Source organism: Streptomyces sp. 184 (genome assembly GCF_045781775.1).
In the GTDB taxonomy this organism is placed as follows: domain Bacteria; phylum Actinomycetota; class Actinomycetes; order Streptomycetales; family Streptomycetaceae; genus Streptomyces.
Genome location: NZ_CP123230.1, coordinates 906,435 through 922,529, shown reverse-complemented (window position 1 = coordinate 922,529; position 16,095 = coordinate 906,435). Strand labels below are relative to the sequence as shown.

Annotated in this window: 14 protein-coding genes and 1 pseudogene; 8 read left to right on the top strand and 7 right to left on the bottom strand. The window is 73.1% G+C overall.

Translation table 11 applies throughout. The features are described 5' to 3' along the window. Window positions 1–125: 125 nt before the first annotated feature. A complete protein-coding gene (locus tag QBL21_RS04120) occupies window positions 126–1,136 on the top strand; it encodes a helix-turn-helix domain-containing protein (RefSeq protein ID WP_407560594.1) in 1,011 nt (336 codons plus the stop codon). A gap of 145 nt (window positions 1,137–1,281) precedes the next feature. Beyond that, window positions 1,282–2,553: a PQQ-binding-like beta-propeller repeat protein gene (locus tag QBL21_RS04115; protein ID WP_407560593.1), complete on the top strand. Its 1,272-nt coding sequence runs from the start codon at window positions 1,282–1,284 to the stop codon at window positions 2,551–2,553. Window positions 2,554–2,637: 84 nt separating this feature from the next. Here the strand turns inward: QBL21_RS04115 and QBL21_RS04110 are convergent. Then, window positions 2,638–3,455 (bottom strand): annotated as a pseudogene (locus QBL21_RS04110) (class I SAM-dependent methyltransferase). A gap of 61 nt (window positions 3,456–3,516) precedes the next feature. On the opposite strand from QBL21_RS04110, the gene QBL21_RS04105 reads away from it, so the two are divergent. Both QBL21_RS04105 and QBL21_RS04100 read left to right on the top strand, forming a co-directional pair. Then, window positions 3,517–4,248, top strand: a complete 732-nt coding sequence (locus QBL21_RS04105) for a GntR family transcriptional regulator (protein WP_407560592.1) — start codon at window positions 3,517–3,519, stop codon at window positions 4,246–4,248. A gap of 232 nt (window positions 4,249–4,480) precedes the next feature. Continuing rightward, on the top strand, window positions 4,481–4,855 hold the full coding sequence (locus QBL21_RS04100; protein WP_407560591.1) for a holo-ACP synthase: 375 nt from the start codon (window positions 4,481–4,483) through the stop codon (window positions 4,853–4,855). A gap of 14 nt (window positions 4,856–4,869) precedes the next feature. On the opposite strand, the gene QBL21_RS04095 is transcribed toward QBL21_RS04100, so the two are convergent. Further along, window positions 4,870–5,136 (bottom strand): hypothetical protein, encoded by a 267-nt coding sequence (locus QBL21_RS04095; protein WP_407560590.1) that lies wholly within the window; start codon window positions 5,134–5,136, stop codon window positions 4,870–4,872. Window positions 5,137–5,264: 128 nt separating this feature from the next. Here QBL21_RS04095 and coaA point away from each other — a divergent pair, with 128 nt between their 5' ends. Next, window positions 5,265–6,227 (top strand): type I pantothenate kinase, encoded by a 963-nt coding sequence (coaA, locus tag QBL21_RS04090; RefSeq protein WP_407566295.1) that lies wholly within the window; start codon window positions 5,265–5,267, stop codon window positions 6,225–6,227. 121 nt (window positions 6,228–6,348) lie between these two features. After that, complete coding sequence (locus QBL21_RS04085; protein ID WP_407560589.1) at window positions 6,349–7,332, top strand: DUF389 domain-containing protein; 984 nt, start codon at window positions 6,349–6,351, stop codon at window positions 7,330–7,332. A 61-nt stretch (window positions 7,333–7,393) separates the two neighbouring features. On the opposite strand, the gene glmM is transcribed toward QBL21_RS04085, so the two are convergent. From glmM to QBL21_RS04065, 4 genes are all read right to left on the bottom strand, one after another. Continuing rightward, entirely contained in the window at window positions 7,394–8,758 is a 1,365-nt protein-coding gene (gene glmM, locus QBL21_RS04080) for a phosphoglucosamine mutase (protein ID WP_407560588.1), read from the bottom strand. 179 nt (window positions 8,759–8,937) lie between these two features. After that, complete coding sequence (rpsI, locus tag QBL21_RS04075; RefSeq protein ID WP_407560587.1) at window positions 8,938–9,435, bottom strand: 30S ribosomal protein S9; 498 nt, start codon at window positions 9,433–9,435, stop codon at window positions 8,938–8,940. 43 nt (window positions 9,436–9,478) lie between these two features. Next, complete coding sequence (gene rplM, locus QBL21_RS04070) at window positions 9,479–9,922, bottom strand: 50S ribosomal protein L13 (RefSeq protein WP_407560586.1); 444 nt, start codon at window positions 9,920–9,922, stop codon at window positions 9,479–9,481. A 264-nt stretch (window positions 9,923–10,186) separates the two neighbouring features. Next, window positions 10,187–11,806, bottom strand: a complete 1,620-nt coding sequence (locus QBL21_RS04065; protein ID WP_407560585.1) for an ABC-F family ATP-binding cassette domain-containing protein — start codon at window positions 11,804–11,806, stop codon at window positions 10,187–10,189. 142 nt (window positions 11,807–11,948) lie between these two features. Between QBL21_RS04065 and QBL21_RS04060 the strand changes: the two genes are divergently transcribed. Then, window positions 11,949–12,818, top strand: coding sequence for a hypothetical protein (locus tag QBL21_RS04060; RefSeq protein WP_407560584.1), 870 nt, complete (start codon window positions 11,949–11,951; stop codon window positions 12,816–12,818). Window positions 12,819–12,931: 113 nt separating this feature from the next. Beyond that, window positions 12,932–13,894, top strand: a complete 963-nt coding sequence (locus QBL21_RS04055; RefSeq protein WP_407560583.1) for an NAD-dependent epimerase/dehydratase family protein — start codon at window positions 12,932–12,934, stop codon at window positions 13,892–13,894. A 119-nt stretch (window positions 13,895–14,013) separates the two neighbouring features. Here the strand turns inward: QBL21_RS04055 and QBL21_RS04050 are convergent, their stop codons facing one another. Continuing rightward, window positions 14,014–15,840, bottom strand: a complete 1,827-nt coding sequence (locus QBL21_RS04050) for a glycoside hydrolase family 3 protein (RefSeq protein ID WP_407560582.1) — start codon at window positions 15,838–15,840, stop codon at window positions 14,014–14,016. Between the last annotated feature and the right edge of the window lie 255 nt (window positions 15,841–16,095).

The window sequence follows — 16,095 nt, the reverse complement described above, 5'->3', positions numbered from 1 at the left end:
CGCTTCGGCCCGGAGCACGCGTCTGCCGACGCACGCGAACACCCCGGTGATCAGGACTCACCGCTGCCGGGGCCGGTCCGCCTGACCCACTACCAGCCAACTCCCGTGCGGGGCACACTCGTTGCATGTCGAGTCTTCAGGGGATGGCGGGGCCGGCCGCCACCGCGGCGGGGCCGGTGGTGAGGGTGAACACCGACGACATCGGGGTGCCGGACCGCTTCGGCTGGTGGCACGACATGGTCGACCGCGAGGTCATGCCGGTGTCGATCCGGAGTGCGCACACGGACCGGTTCCAGGGCCGGGTGGAGTCCGTCGGGCTCCCGCACTGCCAGGTCGCGACCTTCGCCTTCCCCCCGATGGCCGCCGGGCGCTCCCCGGCGCTCATCCGCCGCCACGACCCCGAGGAGGTCTTCCTGTTACTGGTCCGCGGGGGCGCGGTCCGGCTGGAGCAGAAGCGAAGCGTCGCCTGCCTGGGCCGCGGCGGCATGGCACTGTTCTCCACCTCGCATCCGCTGACCTGCGACTTCCTGGACAGGGGCGGTCCTCTCCGGCTGACCCTCCTCCGACTCCCCCGCGCTGTGCTCCCGCTGCCCGCCGCCCGCGCCGACCGCGTGCTGGCCGAACCGCTCCCCGGCGATGCCGGCTCCGGCGCCCTGCTGGGCCCGTATCTGACCTCCCTGCCGGCCGCCGCCCGTTCGTCGGGCCCCGCCGAGCTGGCCCGGCTCGGCACCATCGGCGTGGACCTGGCCGGATCCCTCCTCGCAGCGCGGTACGGCGACCAGGACTCGCTGCCCTCCGCGACCCGCAGGACGATGCTCCGCGCCCGGATCAACGCCTACATCGACCGCCACCTCACCGACCCGGCTCTGGACCCGAAGGCCGTCGCCGCCCACCACCACATCTCCGTACGCACCCTCCACCAGCTCTTCCAGGGCGAGCCGCAGTCCCTCGCCGCGACCATTCGGCACCGCCGCCTGGAGCGCTGCCACGCCGATCTGACCGACCCCCGCCTGCGTCACCGCACGATCGGCGAGATCGCCCTGTGCTGGGGATTCCAGCACCCCGCGGACTTCAGCCGGGCCTTCCGCAGGGCGTACGGGGTCTCGCCGAGCGAGGTCAGGGCCGGCCTGCGCTGAATGCCAAAAATCTCTGCACTCACGGCTGATGACCGATCCGCTCGGTACGGAGGACAGTGGGGCGGCGGCACGGTGTGACTTCCAGTGGGGGGACTGAGAACTCCGCGGTGCCGCCAACCCGTCTTCCTGCCCGTACGGAGAACCGGTGGCGAAATCGCGACGCTTATGGCTCAGGAAGCTGGCTGTCGATGTCGGCTGCGCGGCTATGGGCTTGACTCTGCTCCTGGGTTGCACGGCGACCGACAAGGACACCGAGAGCAGCCGTAAGAACCCCACTTCTCGGAAGCCGACGGGTACGACTCCCTCGGCCCCGCCGCGCGCGTACGACCCGGTGACGAAATTCAGCGGAGAGGAACTGGTTCTCCCGGGAGACCTGAGCCGGGCGACGCTGGACGGCACCACCGCGTGGATCACCGGGCCCAACGAACTCACAGCCCTGGACCTGACGACCGAGAAAAGCACGGTCATCCGGCCAAAGGGCCGGCCTCCCGCCATATCGCCGCACTTCGGCCGCCCTGTCCTCACCGAAATGCAGGGCAAGCAGGTCGCGGTGGCGCTCCTGCCGGTTTCCACACCCGGCAGCGGAACCCACACCGACAAGGACGCGGTCGAGATGCTCGTGGTGGACGCCCGCACCCACAAGACCATATGGAGTGCCGAGATCGCCGGCGCGGAACCCGGATTCTCCGAGTCCGACGACGGGTCGGTCATCGGCGCCGACGACGGTATCGCGATCGTCGACGCCGGCTTGGACATACGGGCGGTGGACCTCACCACACGCAAAACCATCTGGAGGACGGACGGAGACGCGCAGGACGTCGTCGCCGTCGGGGAGGGAATCGTCGCCCTGACCAGGAGCGAAGATGGGGGAGCGCAACAGTTGCACGGCCTTCGTATGAGCGACGGCAAGCGTGAGTGGACCTCCGGCGAGCCGGAGGAGAATCTGCATGCATCCCGGATCGGACCACGCCGCCTTCTGATCACGCGGGGTGTAGACACGACTTACGACGGGGGCGGCAGGGTCGTAGATCTCGCGGACGGCGGGCAAGTGGCCTCCCCCGAGTTCTTCGCGGTGCCGGACCGCTGCGTCTACGACGACGAGTCGACAGCCGTCTGCTTCAAGCAGGAGTACGGCCAACCCGCTTCGTTCGCCCTGGACACGACGTCCGGCAAGGTGCTCTGGCAACTCCCCACACAAGACCGCTTCGCGCCCCCCATCTCCACCGCCTGGCACGGCATCGTCTACGCCGGAACCGAAGACGACCCCCTGATGCTGGACGCGCACACAGGCGAGGACAGAACCGGGCACCTGCCCGATGTCCCGGACGTGGTCAACGCCTACGTGGGTCTCTTTCAGGGGGACGACGAGGTCCTCGGGAGCGAACCCCCGACGTCCATACGCCGAACAACAGGCTGAACCCGGCGTCGCACGGCGTCCGGCACGGAATCTCCCGGGACGACCGTGACTGCGATGACAAGGAAGCGAGACCCGCCCGCCCGTTCAAAGCCTTGCCACCGCCAGCAGGTGCGACGCGGCGGTCAGCAGCTCCGGGTACCCGTCGGCCAGCCGCGCCGCCCGCAACGCGGCCTCGAACACCGGATGTCCCTCGGCCAACACCCGCCCGCCTGCTGCTCGACGGCCTTGACCTGCCCCCAGCCCGGCCCCTCGACGCCGTACACGGTCACCTCGCCCAGCCCCGCGTCACGCAGTTCGCCCGCCAGGCCCGCCGCCGTGTGGAAGTAGGCGGCCGTGAAGCCCTTGCGGCCGGGGTCGTGGCGGCCGGTGGCCAGGATGTCGCGCACGGCGTCGTGGACGCGGTCCCCGGCGAGCAGCGCGGTGGCGGTGTGCTCGAAGACCGAGGCGTACCGGCCGATCGCCGCGGCCGCGACGAGACCGCCCGGGCGGGTGACGCGGCGGGCCTCGGCGAGGGCCCGGTCGCGCTCGTCGCGCTCCAGCAGGTGGTACAGCGGCCCGAGGACGAGGGTGACGTCGTACGAACCGTCGCCCACCGGCAGCGCACGGGCATCGCCCTGCTCGGCCCTGACCCCGGCCGCGGCGGCGGCCTCGACGTGCCGCGGCACGGGGTCGACAAGGTGCACCCGGTACCCGTCCCCGACCAGCCACGCCGCGTGCACCCCGGGCCCGCCGCCCACGTCGAGCACGTCGGCGGGCGCCGGCGGCAGATGCCGCCGCAGCAGCTCCCGCGTGCGCACCAACTCCAACCGCCCGTCGCCGGTACCGGTCAGCCGCGTGGCCTCGTCGAAGTCGGTGCCGTAGAAGTGCAGGATCTCGGGAGCGACTTGGGGCGCAGCACTCATGTCGGCAATGCTCTTAGACCGGTGGACCAGTCCAGTTCGCGGGACGGTATCTGGAGGGCCCATGGCCACGCTGAAGTACGAGCAGATCGCGGACTGGATCCGGGCGCGGATCACCGACGGCGAGTTGGCGCCGGGCGCGTTGGTGCCTTCGCAACGGGAGTTGTGCGAGCGCTGGGGCGTGTCGCGCGCCACCGCCATCAAGGCCATGGACGTGCTGCGACTGGACGGGGTGATCGACCGGGAGCGGCAGGGCCAGGGCTTCCGGGTCGTGGACACGCCGCTGGCCCGGCCCGCCGGGCACCGGGCCTCGGGAAACAGCCGGCTGGCGGGCGGCCACCCGTTCCGCCGCGTGGGGCGTCCCGGCCACGAGGAGCCTCCGCCGCAGGTGGCGCAGGCGCTGGGGCTGGGGCCGGGGCAGCGGGCGCTGCGCCGGGACCGGCTGGTGGTACTGGAGGACAACACGCCGCTGACGTACGTGAGCGCATGGTTTCCCCCGGACGTGGCCGAGCAGTGCCCCCGGCTCGCCCAGTCGGGCCCGCTCGCGGAGGGCACCACGCACTACGTCACCCGCCGGACCGGCCGCGCCCCGGCCCGCGGCGTCGACCTCGTCACCGTACGGCTGGCCACGGCGGCGGAGGCGGAGCGGTTGGAGCGCCCGCTGCCGCTGGCGGTCGCGGTGGACCTGCACACGGCGTACGACGCCGGCGGAAGGCCGCTGGTGTGCGAAGAGGGCGTCACGCCCGGGGAGTTGTGGGAACGGAGCGACGAGTACCCGATAGGCGGAACTGGCTGAGGTCCGCTTGGCTGGGCCGTACGCCACGGCCGTGTGCCCGGCCGGCGCTTCCTCGTGCGGGTCACCCGCGGCGGCGGCCGGCTGCAAGTGGACGTCGATGGCGCCGCCCCACGTCATCCGTCCGCACGGGCCGTCGTTCCGTACGGGGCCGCCCCGGCGGAAACGGGGCCGGAGGTGGGGGTTCGCCGTGACCGCGGTGTTCGGTGGAGCGGGAGCGGTTAGTCTGCCGCGCATGAGCGGAATCGTCGGGGTCGGCATCGATGTCGCCGAGGTGGCGCGGTTCGGGGCCGCGTTGGAGCGGACGCCGGAGTTGCTCGACCGGTTGTTCCTGCCCGCCGAGCAGGTGTTGCCCGACGGGGCGCGGCGGGGGGTGGCTTCGCTGGCGGTGCGGTTTGCGGCGAAGGAGGCGCTGGCCAAGGCGCTGGGGGCGCCGCCCGGGCTGCACTGGCACGACGCCGAGGTGTGCGTCCACGACAACGGCCGGCCGCATCTGCGCGTGCGCGGGACCGTCGCCGCGCGGGCCGCCGAGCTGGGGGTGCGCACGTGGCACGTGTCGCTGAGTCACGACGCCGGGGTCGCCTCCGCCGTCGTCATCGCCGAGGGGTGAGGGGTGAGCGCGGGCTATCTGCCCCACGCCATCCGTTCCACCGCCTCGTTCAGCAGGTTCAGGTACTCCACTTCCTCGCACCGCGGCTTGCTGCCCATGCGGTAGAGGTCCAGCGACTCGACCAGGTCCTCCCCCAGGTCCTCGTCCGGCAGGTCCGCCGCGAGGTCGCCGCGGACGCGGCCCGCGAACTCCTCCCGGGTGCTCCGGGCCCGCCGCCGCCGGGCGCCCGCCGCCGCGAGGCGGCCCGATCTCCGGTGCCATACGGCCACTAGTACCGACATCTCGTCCCCCAAGAATCGAATACGTATCCGGACCCTAGCCCTCCGCCCCGGCGCCGCCTAGGGCTACGGCACGACCCGCCCGCGCACCCCGCCCCGCCCCCGCGCACAATGGCCCCGTGGCCTCGCCGATGAGCACGCACAGCCCCTCCCCCTACGTCGACCTCTCCCGCGCCGAGTGGAGCGCCCTGCGGGACCGGACGCCGCTGCCGCTGTCCGCCGCCGAGGTCGAGCGGCTGCGCGGCCTCGGCGACGTGATCGACCTGGACGAGGTACGGGACGTCTACCTGCCGCTCTCCCGGCTGCTCAACCTCTATGTCGGCGCCACCCACGGCCTCCGGCACGCCGTCAACACCTTCCTCGGCGGCCCCGGCGAAACCGCGGGCCCGCAGTCCGGCACGCCGTTCGTCATCGGGATCGCCGGCAGCGTGGCCGTCGGCAAGTCGACCGTCGCGCGGCTGCTCCAGGCGCTGCTCGCGCGCTGGCCCGAGCACCCGCGTGTGGAACTCGTCACCACCGACGGCTTCCTGCTGCCCAACGCCGAGCTGGAGGCCCGCGGGCTGATGGCGCGCAAGGGGTTCCCCGAGTCGTACGACCGGCGCGCGCTGACCCGCTTCGTCGCCGACGTGAAGTCCGGCAAGGACGAGGTCACCGCGCCCGTCTACTCCCACCTCACGTACGACATCGTCCCCGGCGAGCGGCTGAAGGTGCAGAGCCCGGACATACTGATCGTCGAGGGCCTGAACGTGCTCCAGCCCGCGCTCCCCGGCCACGACGGCCGCACCCGCGTCGCCCTCGCCGACTTCTTCGACTTCAGCGTGTACGTCGACGCCCGCATCGAGGACATCGAGCGCTGGTACACCGAGCGGTTCCGCAAGCTGCGCGAGACCGCCTTCCAGAACCCCCTGTCGTACTTCAGCCGCTACGCCGAGGTGCCGGAGGCCGAGGCGATGGCGTACGGAACACGCAACTGGCGCACGATCAACGAGCCCAACCTGCGCCAGAACATCGCCCCGACCCGTGGCCGCGCCACCCTCGTCCTGCGCAAGGGCCCGGACCACAAGGTCCGGCGGCTGTCCCTCCGCAAGCTGTAGCGAGGCCCGCAGCCGTCGCGCCCACTCCGCCGCTGTCCGCACCACGACCTGCGGCCAGGTCACCTCGGCCGTACGGCAGTTGTACGGAACCGCCTCCACCGGCACCCGCTAACCTCGGCCCATGCTGCACCTGCGGATCCAGTGCCCCGCCGCCCGTACCGAAGAGGTCGTCGGGCTCCTGCACAAGACCGTCGGCACCGCCCACCTCGCCGTCCTCCGCGGCGCCTCCCTCGACCCCGAGGGCGACGTCGTGCTGTGCGACGTCGCCCGCGAGGCCGCCGACAAGCTGCTTCAGGAACTGCGCCGGCGCGGGCTGTACGACGACGGGGCGGTCTGCGTCGACCAGGTCGACCTGACGCTCTCGCGCCGCGCCGACGTGGCCGAGGAGGCCGCGCCGGGCGAGGCGGCGGACGCCGTGGTGTGGGAGTCGCTGGTCGAGGAGACGCAGGAGGAGTCGACGCTGTCGATCACGTACCTCGCCATGCTCGGCGTCGCCACGCTGCTCGCCGCCTGCGGGGTGATGATCGACAGCGCGATCCTCATCGTGGGGGCGATGGCCGTGGGGCCGGAGTTCGGGCCGGTGGCGGGGCTGTGCGTGGCACTGGTGCAGTGGCGGTCGCGGCTGGCGGTGCGGTCGCTGGGGGCGCTGCTCGCCGGGTTCGCGGTGGCGATGGCGCTGACGGTGGGGTTCAGCCTGGTGATGGACGCCTTCGGGCTGTTCGCGGAGACGGATCTGGACGCGGACCGCCCGCAGACGGGCTTCATCTTCGCGCCGGACGCGTACTCGTTCATCGTGGCCGTGCTGGCGGGCACCGCGGGCACGCTGTCGCTGACGTCGTCGAAGTCGGGGGCGCTGGTGGGCGTCGCCATCTCGGTGACGACGGTGCCGGCGGCGGCGAACGCCGCGATCGCGCTCAGCTACGGCGAGTGGGACCAGGCCCGCGGCTCGTCCGAGCAGTTGCTGCTCAACCTGCTGGGCATCGTCGTCGCGGGCACGCTGACCCTGCTGGTGCAGAAGGCGTACTGGGCCCGGCACACGCAGCAGACGCTCGGTCAGCACCTCCAGCAGACGCGGGCGGCCCACCACACGCACCGGCGGTTCTGACCGCCCGTACGCGTACGGGGCCGGAGGCGCACCCCCGGCCCCGTAGAAGCGGCAACTGCCCTCAGCCCAGCGCCGACTTCACCACGTCGGCCAGCCGCCCCGCCACCGACCGCGCCTGGTCGATGTCGGCGGCCTCCACCATGACCCGCACCACCGGCTCCGTACCGGAGGACCGCAGCAGCACGCGCCCCGTGGCGCCCAGCTCGCGCTCCGCCTCCAGGACCGCCTGGCGCAGCTCGGGCGAGCTGGCGACCCGGGCCTTGTCCACGTCCCGTACGTTGATCAGCACCTGCGGCAGCCGCTCCATCACCGCCGCCAGCTCCGCCAGCGGCCGGCCGCTGGCGGCCACCCGGGAGGCGAGCAGCAGCCCGGTCAGGGTGCCGTCGCCGGTGGTGGCGTGGTCGAGGACGATGACGTGGCCGGACTGCTCGCCGCCGAGCGCGTAGCCGCCGCGCTTCATCTCCTCCAGGACGTAGCGGTCGCCGACCGCGGTCTGGATCAGCTCCACGCCCTCGCGCTCCAGGGCGAGCTTGAAGCCGAGGTTGGACATGACGGTGGCGACGACGGTGTTCTTGCGCAGCCGGCCGTCCTCGCGCAGGCCGAGGGCGAGTACGGCGAGGATCTGGTCGCCGTCGATCTCCTGGCCGGCGGCGTCGACCGCGAGGCAGCGGTCGGCGTCGCCGTCGTGGGCGATGCCCAGGTCGGCGCCGTGTTCGAGGACGGTGGCGCTGAGCTGGTCGAGGTGGGTGGAGCCGTAGCCGTCGTTGATGTTGAGGCCGGTGGGGTCGGTGCCGATGGGGATCACCTCGGCGCCGGCCCGCTGGAACGCCTCCGGGGAGACGCGGGCGGCGGCGCCGTGGGCGCCGTCGACGACGACCTTGAGCCCGTCGAGGCGGTGCGGCAGGACGCCGAGCAGATGGGCGACGTAGCGGTCGAAGCCCTGCTCGTAGCGCTGGACGCGGCCGACTCCGGCGCCGGTCGGGCGCTCCCAGGGCTCGCCCCGCTCGTGCTTGTGGAAGAGCGCCTCGATGTCGTCTTCCAGCTCGTCGGAGAGCTTGTGGCCGCCGCGGGCGATGAACTTCACGCCGTTGTCGGGCATGGGGTTGTGGCTGGCGGAGAGCATCACGCCGAGGTCGGCGCCGAGTGCGCCGGTGAGGTACGCGACCGCGGGGGTCGGCAGCACGCCGACGCGCAGCACGTCGACGCCCGCGCTGGCCAGACCGGCGACGACGGCCGCCTCCAGGAACTCTCCGGACGCCCGTGGATCGCGTCCGACCACCGCCTTCGGGCGCTGGCCGGGCGGCTGGGCCGAGTCGGCGATGGCGAGCACGTGTGCCGCCGCCACCGACAACCCGAGGGCCATCTCCGCGGTGAGGTCCGCGTTGGCCACGCCGCGCACGCCATCGGTGCCGAAGAGTCGTCCCACTGATCTCCTCCGAGTGCTCCCGAATGCTCAAACCTGAGCGGATACGATCGGCTACGGACCGTTAAAAGTCCTCACGTGACCATACCCGCCGACCGTATGCCGACCATACAAGCGCGCCCCGGCGCCCACCCGGATCTCTCCGGGGGCCGCCGGGGCTGAGCACAGTAGCAGTACGATGATCAGCGCTTGCTGTACTGCGTTCCCTTACGGGCCTTCTTCAGACCGGCCTTCTTCCGCTCGACCGCACGGTCGTCACGGGTCAGGAAGCCGGCCTTCTTCAGGGCACCGCGGTTGTTGTCCGCGTCCGCCTCGTTCAGCGCCCGGGCCACGCCCAGGCGCAGCGCGCCGGCCTGGCCGGAGATGCCGCCGCCGGCGATGCGGGCGACGACGTCGTAACGGTCGTCCAGCTCCAGCACCTTGAAGGGCTCGTTGACTTCCTGCTGGTGCACCTTGTTCGGGAAGTAGCCCTCAAGGGTGCGGCCGTTGATCTTCCACTTGCCGGAGCCCGGGACGATGCGCACCCGGGCGATGGCGTTCTTGCGGCGGCCGGTGCCCGCGGCCGGCTGCGGGTCGCCGAAGCGGGCCGCGGCGGACTCGGTGGTGTAGTCCTCGGCGGGCGTCTCGGTGGTGTACTCCTCGACGTCCTCGACGGGCGCCTCAGCGGTGGTCTCAGCCACGATTCTCCTCAGCTTCTCTGTCTCTAGGGGGTGTGGCCGGGACTTACTGCGCGACCTGGGTGATCTCGAACGGGACCGGCTGCTGAGCGGCGTGCGGGTGCTCGGCACCGCGGTACACCTTCAGCTTGCTGAGCATCTGGCGGCCCAGGGTGTTCTTCGGCAGCATGCCGCGGACGGCCTTCTCGACGGCCTTCTCCGGGTTCTTGTCCATCAGTTCGTCGTAGCGGACGGAACGGAGACCGCCGGGGTAGCCGGAGTGGCGGTAGGCCAGCTTCTGGGTCCGCTTGTTGCCGGAGAGGTGCACCTTGTCGGCGTTGATGATGATGACGAAGTCACCAGCGTCGACGTGAGGCGCGTACACCGGCTTGTGCTTGCCTCGCAGCAACTGGGCGACCTGGGAGGCCAGGCGGCCGAGCACCACGTCGGTGGCGTCGATGACGTGCCACTGACGCTGGACGTCGCCGGGCTTGGGGCTGTACGTACGCACGGTCGTAGCCTTCGCTTCTTCAGTGGGTGTTCTCTGACAAGGTCACCCGGAGATCACGGCAGCAGTAGACCGCGCCGGCGACGCAAACCGACGGCTGATCGCTGATAAATCGTCCTGGTGGACCAGGCGTAACGGCCTCACGCGTGAGAACGAGCAGCCAATACGCACAACAATCCAGCAGAATACCGGGGCGCGAGCCACCAGGTCAAAACACCCCCTGCCGCACACCCCGCCCCCAGCCGCGCCCCGACCCGGCCGCAAAGATCAACGCCGCCGGGCCACCCGGCCCTCGTCCCAGACCGCCTCCGGCGTCTCGCGGACCCGGCCGTCCGCGCCGAAGAGCAGGAACCGGTCGAAGCTGCGGGCGAACCAGCGGTCGTGCGTCACCGCCAGCACCGTCCCCTCGTACGCCTCCAGACCCTCCTGGAGCGCCTCGGCGCTCTCCAGGTCCAGGTTGTCCGTCGGCTCGTCCAGCAGCAGCGCCGTCGACCCCTCCAGCTCCAGCAGCAGGATCTGGAACCGCGCCTGCTGCCCGCCGGAGAGCCGGTCGAAGGGCTGCTCCGCCGCCCGGTCCAGCTCGTAGCGGCGCAGGGCCGACATCGCCGCGCCCTTGTCCTTCGCGTACTCCTTCCACAGGATGTCCAGCAGCGTGCGCCCGTGCAGCTCCGGGTGCGCGTGCGTCTGCGCGAAGTGCCCCGGGACCACGCGCGCGCCCAGCTTCCACGCCCCGGCGTGACCCACCTCACCGCCGGCCAGCAGCCGCAGGAAGTGCGACTTCCCCGAGCCGTTCGAGCCGAGCACCGCGACCCGCTCGCCGTAGAAGACCTCCAGCGAGAACGGCTGCATCAGCCCGGTCAGCTCCAGCTCCTCGCACGTGATCGCCCGCACCCCGGTCCGGCCGCCGCGCAGCCGCATCCGGATGTCCTGCTCCCGCGGCGGCGCCAGCGGCGGGCCCGCGTCCTCGAACTTCCGCAGCCGCGTCTGCGCGGCCCGGTAGCGCGAGGCCATGTCGGAGTTGAACGCGGCCTTCTGCTTGTACATGATGACCAGCCGCTTGAGCTTCGCGTGCTCCTCGTCCCAGCGCCGACGCAGCTCCTCGAACCGCTCGAAGCGATCCTTGCGCGCCTGGTGGTACGTCCCGAAGCCGCCCCCGTGCACCCACACGTCGCTGCCCGCGGGGCTCGGCTCCACGCTGACGATCTTCTCCGCGCTGCGCGCCAGCAGCTCCCGGTCGTGGCTGACGAACAGCACGGTCTTCGGCGTCTCGCGGAGCTGCTGCTCCAGCCACAACTTGCCGGGTACGTCCAGGTAGTTGTCCGGCTCGTCGAGCAGCAGCACCTCGTCCGTACCGCGCAGCAGCGCCTCCAGCACGAGCCGCTTCTGCTCACCGCCCGACAGCGTGCGCACCTCGCGCCACTGGGCCCGCTCGTACGGCACGCCCAGGGCGGCCGTCGTGCACTTGTCCCACAGCGTCTCGGCCTCGTAGCCGCGGGCCTCCGCCCAGTCGCTCAGCGCCTGCGCGTAGGCGAGCTGGGCGCGCTCGTCGTCGCGTTCCATGATCGCCAGCTCGGCCTCGTCGACGGCGGCGGCGGCCGTACGGATCCGCGGCTGCGCGACGGAGACCAGCAGGTCCCGCACCGTACGCTCGTCGCGCACCGAGCCGACGAACTGTGGCATCACGCCCAGCCCGCCGCCGGTCGACACACTGCCGCCGTGCGGCTCCAGCTCGCCGGCGAGCAGCCGCAGCAGCGTCGTCTTCCCCGCCCCGTTCGCCCCCACCAGCGCCACGGCGGCGCCCTCGCCGACGCGGAACGAGACGTCGCCGAGCAGCGGCCGCCCGTCCGGCAGGTAGTACTCCAGGTGCGCGGCCTCCAGGTGTCCCATGCCCCCATCCTCGCGGCCCGCGGCAAAACGGCGAAACAGGTTTTCCGTACGGCGCCGGCCACCGCCGTCCCCGTACGACCCGCGCCCCCAACGCCCCCACACCGCCGTCCGGGTGACGGCGGGCCCGGTTAAGATGCCCGCCATGAGCTTCGGGCAGGGGGGCGGCTACGGCGGCCCCGGGGGGCAGGGGCAGGGATCGGGCTTCGGTCCGCCGGGATCCGGCGGGCCCGCGCCCGACTGGAGCGCGCTCGCCGACTCCGCGGCGGCCGAGCGGCGCCGCAAGCGGCGGCTGCTGACGATCGTCGGCGGGGCGCTGGCCACGGTGGTGATCGCGGGCGCCGTCGCCGCGGCGGTCGTCACCACCTCCGGCGGCGACGACGATCCGTCCAGCGGCGCCTCCGACAACCGGATATCCGGCGCGGGGAGCGAGAGCGGCAAGGGCGAGCCGTCGTTCTCGTCGGTGGCCCCGCCGCCGAACCCCAGGGACTTCATCGCCTCCGCCGACAAGGACACGGCCCCGCTGACCGTCGACAGCTTCTACCCCAACGCGAAGATCACCGTCGACGGCCACACGTACGAGCGCAGGGCCACCCACAGCACCGACGAGTGCGCCTCCGGCGCCTCCACCAAGCTCGGCAAGGTCCTCACCGCCAACGACTGCGAACGGCTCCTGCGCGCCACGTTCACCCGCGACGGCACCGCCGTCACCGTCGGCGTCGCCGTCTTCGCCGCCGAGGGCCCGGCCGGCCGCGCCGCCGAGCAGGCGTCCGGCAACCTGGAGTCGCTGCCCGGCGCCGGCGTGCCCGAGTTCTGCCGCGCCACCGCCTGCCGGCTGACGAGCAACACCCTCGGCCGCTACGCCTACTTCACCATCGCCGGCTACTCCGACGGCAAGGCCGTCACCACCGACGACCGCCTGACCAAAGAGGCCGTGCAGGACACCGGCTGGTACGTCTACCGCCGCATCATGGACCGCGGCCGGGAGCAGGCCCTGAAGTCCACCGAGCAGTAGAAGCCCGCCCCGGCAGCCGGCGGCAGCCGGGGCGGCCCCCGGACGGCCCCCGAACGGCTCCAAAAGGCGCGGTCCGCGTGGTGCGCCCGGGCACGCGGTGGTCGGCTGGGGACATGAAGATCCTGGTCACCGGCGCCACCGGCGCCCTCGGCAGCCGGCTGCTCCCGCTCCTCACCGCGGCCGGGCACACCGTCGCCGGCACCACGACGACCGAGGCGAAGACGAAGCGGCTGCGCGCGGCGGGCGTGGAGCCGGTCGTGCTCGACGCGCTCGACGCGGCGGCCGTACGGGAGGCGGTGGCGCGCACCGCCCCCGAGGTGATCGTCCACGAGGCCACCGCCCTGTCCCGCGGCATCGACGTACGCGCCCGTGACCTCCGCCGCCTCGACGCCGGCTTCGCCGCCACCAACCGGCTGCGCACCGAGGGCACCGACAACCTGCTGACGGCCGCCGCCGACGCCGGCACCCGGCGCTTCGTCGCGCAGAGCTTCGCCGGCTGGCCGTACGCGCGCGAGGGCAGCAGGATCAAGACCGAGGAGGACCCGCTCGACACGTCCCCTCCCCCCGGCACCGAGCAGACCCTCGCCGCCATCAAGCACCTGGAGGACGCGGTCACCTCCACCCCCGGCATCGAGGGCGTCGTCCTGCGCTACGGCGGCTTCTACGGCCCCGGCACGTCCGTCTGCCCCGGCGGCGAACAGGCGGAGATGGTGCGCAAACGGCGCTTCCCGGTGGTGGGCGACGGCGACGGCGTGATGTCGCTCGTCCACATCGACGACGCCGCACAGGCGACGGCCGCGGCGGTGGAACGGGGCGAGCCGGGCCTCTACAACATCACCGACGACGACCCGGCGGCGCAGAAGGAGTGGGTGCCGCGGCTGGCGGCGGCGATGGGCGCACCGCCGCCGCGACGGGTGCCGGTGTGGCTGGCGCGGTACGCGGCGGGGCAGTTCGTGGCGACGGTGATGACCGAGGGCAGGGGGGCGGCGAACGAGAAGGCGAAGATCGAGCTGGGCTGGCGGCCGGCGTACCCGACGTGGCGGGACGGGTTCAGGGAACTGTTCGCGGCGGCGTAGGGGGCGGGGGCCCGTACGGAACGGGCACACGGGTCCCGTACGGCCCGCACGCCGATCCCGTACGGACCCCGCACCCGGAACCGCGCCACCCGGCCACCACCCCACGCACCCCGCCCCCCTCAGTACGGCCGGAGCCCGTACCCGTACCGGAACAGCGGGTCCGCGCCCGGCGCCCGGGACGTCGCCGCGTCCGCCGCCCGGCGCGGCCAGGTGACCGGCAGCCGCCCGCCGAACCCGGCCCCGAACAGGGCGTCCGTGATCCCCCGCGCCTCCGTCCCCGGCAGCCACGCCGCCACGAAGGCGTCCGTCCGCTCCAGCGCGTCCCCCAGCACCACCGGCCGCCCGGAGTACAGCACGCCCACGCACGTCTTCGCGCGCCCGCACACGTCCGCCAGATCCGCCTCGTTCCGCTCCCCCAGCGCCAGCGTCTCGGAGTCCCCGAACCACTCCGCGTACGGATCCTCGCCGCCCACCCAGATCGCGACGTCGCCCCGGCCCTTCGTCGCCACCTCGATGCCCGTCCCGGCCGTCGCCCGCCGCAGCGCCTTCAGGAACGTCGTCCCCGTCGTCGTCCGCCCCGTGCCGCCCTGCCACCCGACGGACCAGCCGCCGAGCTGGCGGCCCAGGTCGTCGGCGCCGTTGCCGCCGACGACGATGCGGTACGGGCCGCGCCGCGGCAGCGGCAGCGCGCCGCGCTCGTTGCGGAGCAGCACCTGCGAGTCCCGTACCGCCCGCCGCGCGACCGCCCGGTGCGCGGGCGAGCCGACCTCGGCGGTCAGGGCGGGGTCGGTGAACGGTTCGTCGAAGAGCCCGAGGCGGACCTTGGCGTCCAGGATGCGCCGTACGGCATCGTCCACCCGCCGCCGCGGGATGTCCCCGCGCTCGACGCCGCGGACGACGGCGTCGTGCACGCCGCGGTGGTCCCGGGAGACCATGACCATGTCGATCCCCGCGTTGACCGCGCGCGCGACCTGCGCGGCGAGATCCTTGCCGGGAAGCTGCTGTACGGCGTCGTAGTCGCTGACGACGAAGCCGCCGAAGCCCAGCTCGCCCTTGAGCACGCCGGTGAGCAGCCGCCGGTCGCCGTGCGTCTTCGTGCCGTGGACGCTGCTGTAGCCGGCCATGACGGAGCCGACGCCGGCGGCGACGGCGTCGCGGTACGGGGCGAGGTGCACCCGGCGCAGCTCGGCGGCGCCGACCCGCACGTCGCCCTGGTCCAGCAGCCGCCCCTCGCCGGTGGCGCTGCCGTAGGCGGTGCCGCCGTCGCCGACGAAGTGCTTGGCGGTGGCGAGCACGGAGCGGGGCCCCAGCGCGGGGCCCTGGAACCCGCGTACGGAGGCGGCGCCGAGCCGGCCCACGACGCCGGGATCCTCGGCGTACCCCTCGTACGTACGCCCCCACCGCACGTCCTGCGGCACGCACACGCACGGCGTGAACGCCCACCGCACCCCGGCGCCGAGCGTCTCGTCCCGCGCGACCCGCTCGGCGCGCTCGACGAGCGCGGGGTCGCGGGTGGCGCCCATGCCGATGTGGTGCGGGAAGATCACGGACCCGGTGATGCCGCTCATGCCGTGCACGGCGTCGGCACCGTAGAGCAGCGGAATCCCGAGCCGGCTGCGCATGGCGGCGCGCTGGTACCCCTCGACCATCCCGGCCCACGCGGCGGCGTCGTTGCCGCCGCCGCGGGGACCGCCGTCGTCGCCGGCGCTGAGCATGGCGCCGATGCCGAGGCGGGCGAGGTCGCGGGGGTCGTCGAGGAAGGCGTTCTGCAACTGGATCATCTGCCCGGCCTTCTCGGCGAGGGTCATGCGCGCGAGACAGTCGCGGACGCCGTCACAGCGGGGCGAGGGGGCACCGGGGCGGGCGTCGGGGGCGCGGGAGGAGGGGGCGGCGCAGCCGGCGAGGAGAACGAGCAGGAGAGCACAGAAGGCGGACACGAGACGCATGGCCCCACCCAACCCAGGCGGGGGCCACCGGGGCCCGAGCCACACGGCACCGAGGGGACACGTCACCCGGCAGGGGGCGCAACGGGCAGGAGGTCCACAGGCCGGGGGCGGCGGCCGGAGGGCGGAGGGCGGAGCCCTACGGGCAGGAGGGCCGCAGGCCCGGGGCCGGGGGTGGCAGCGCTCGGTTTCGGGAAGGGGCGGACCGGGGCCCCACCCGCGCCAGCGTCCGTGCCGCCGGAGGCCGGGGGTCCAGGG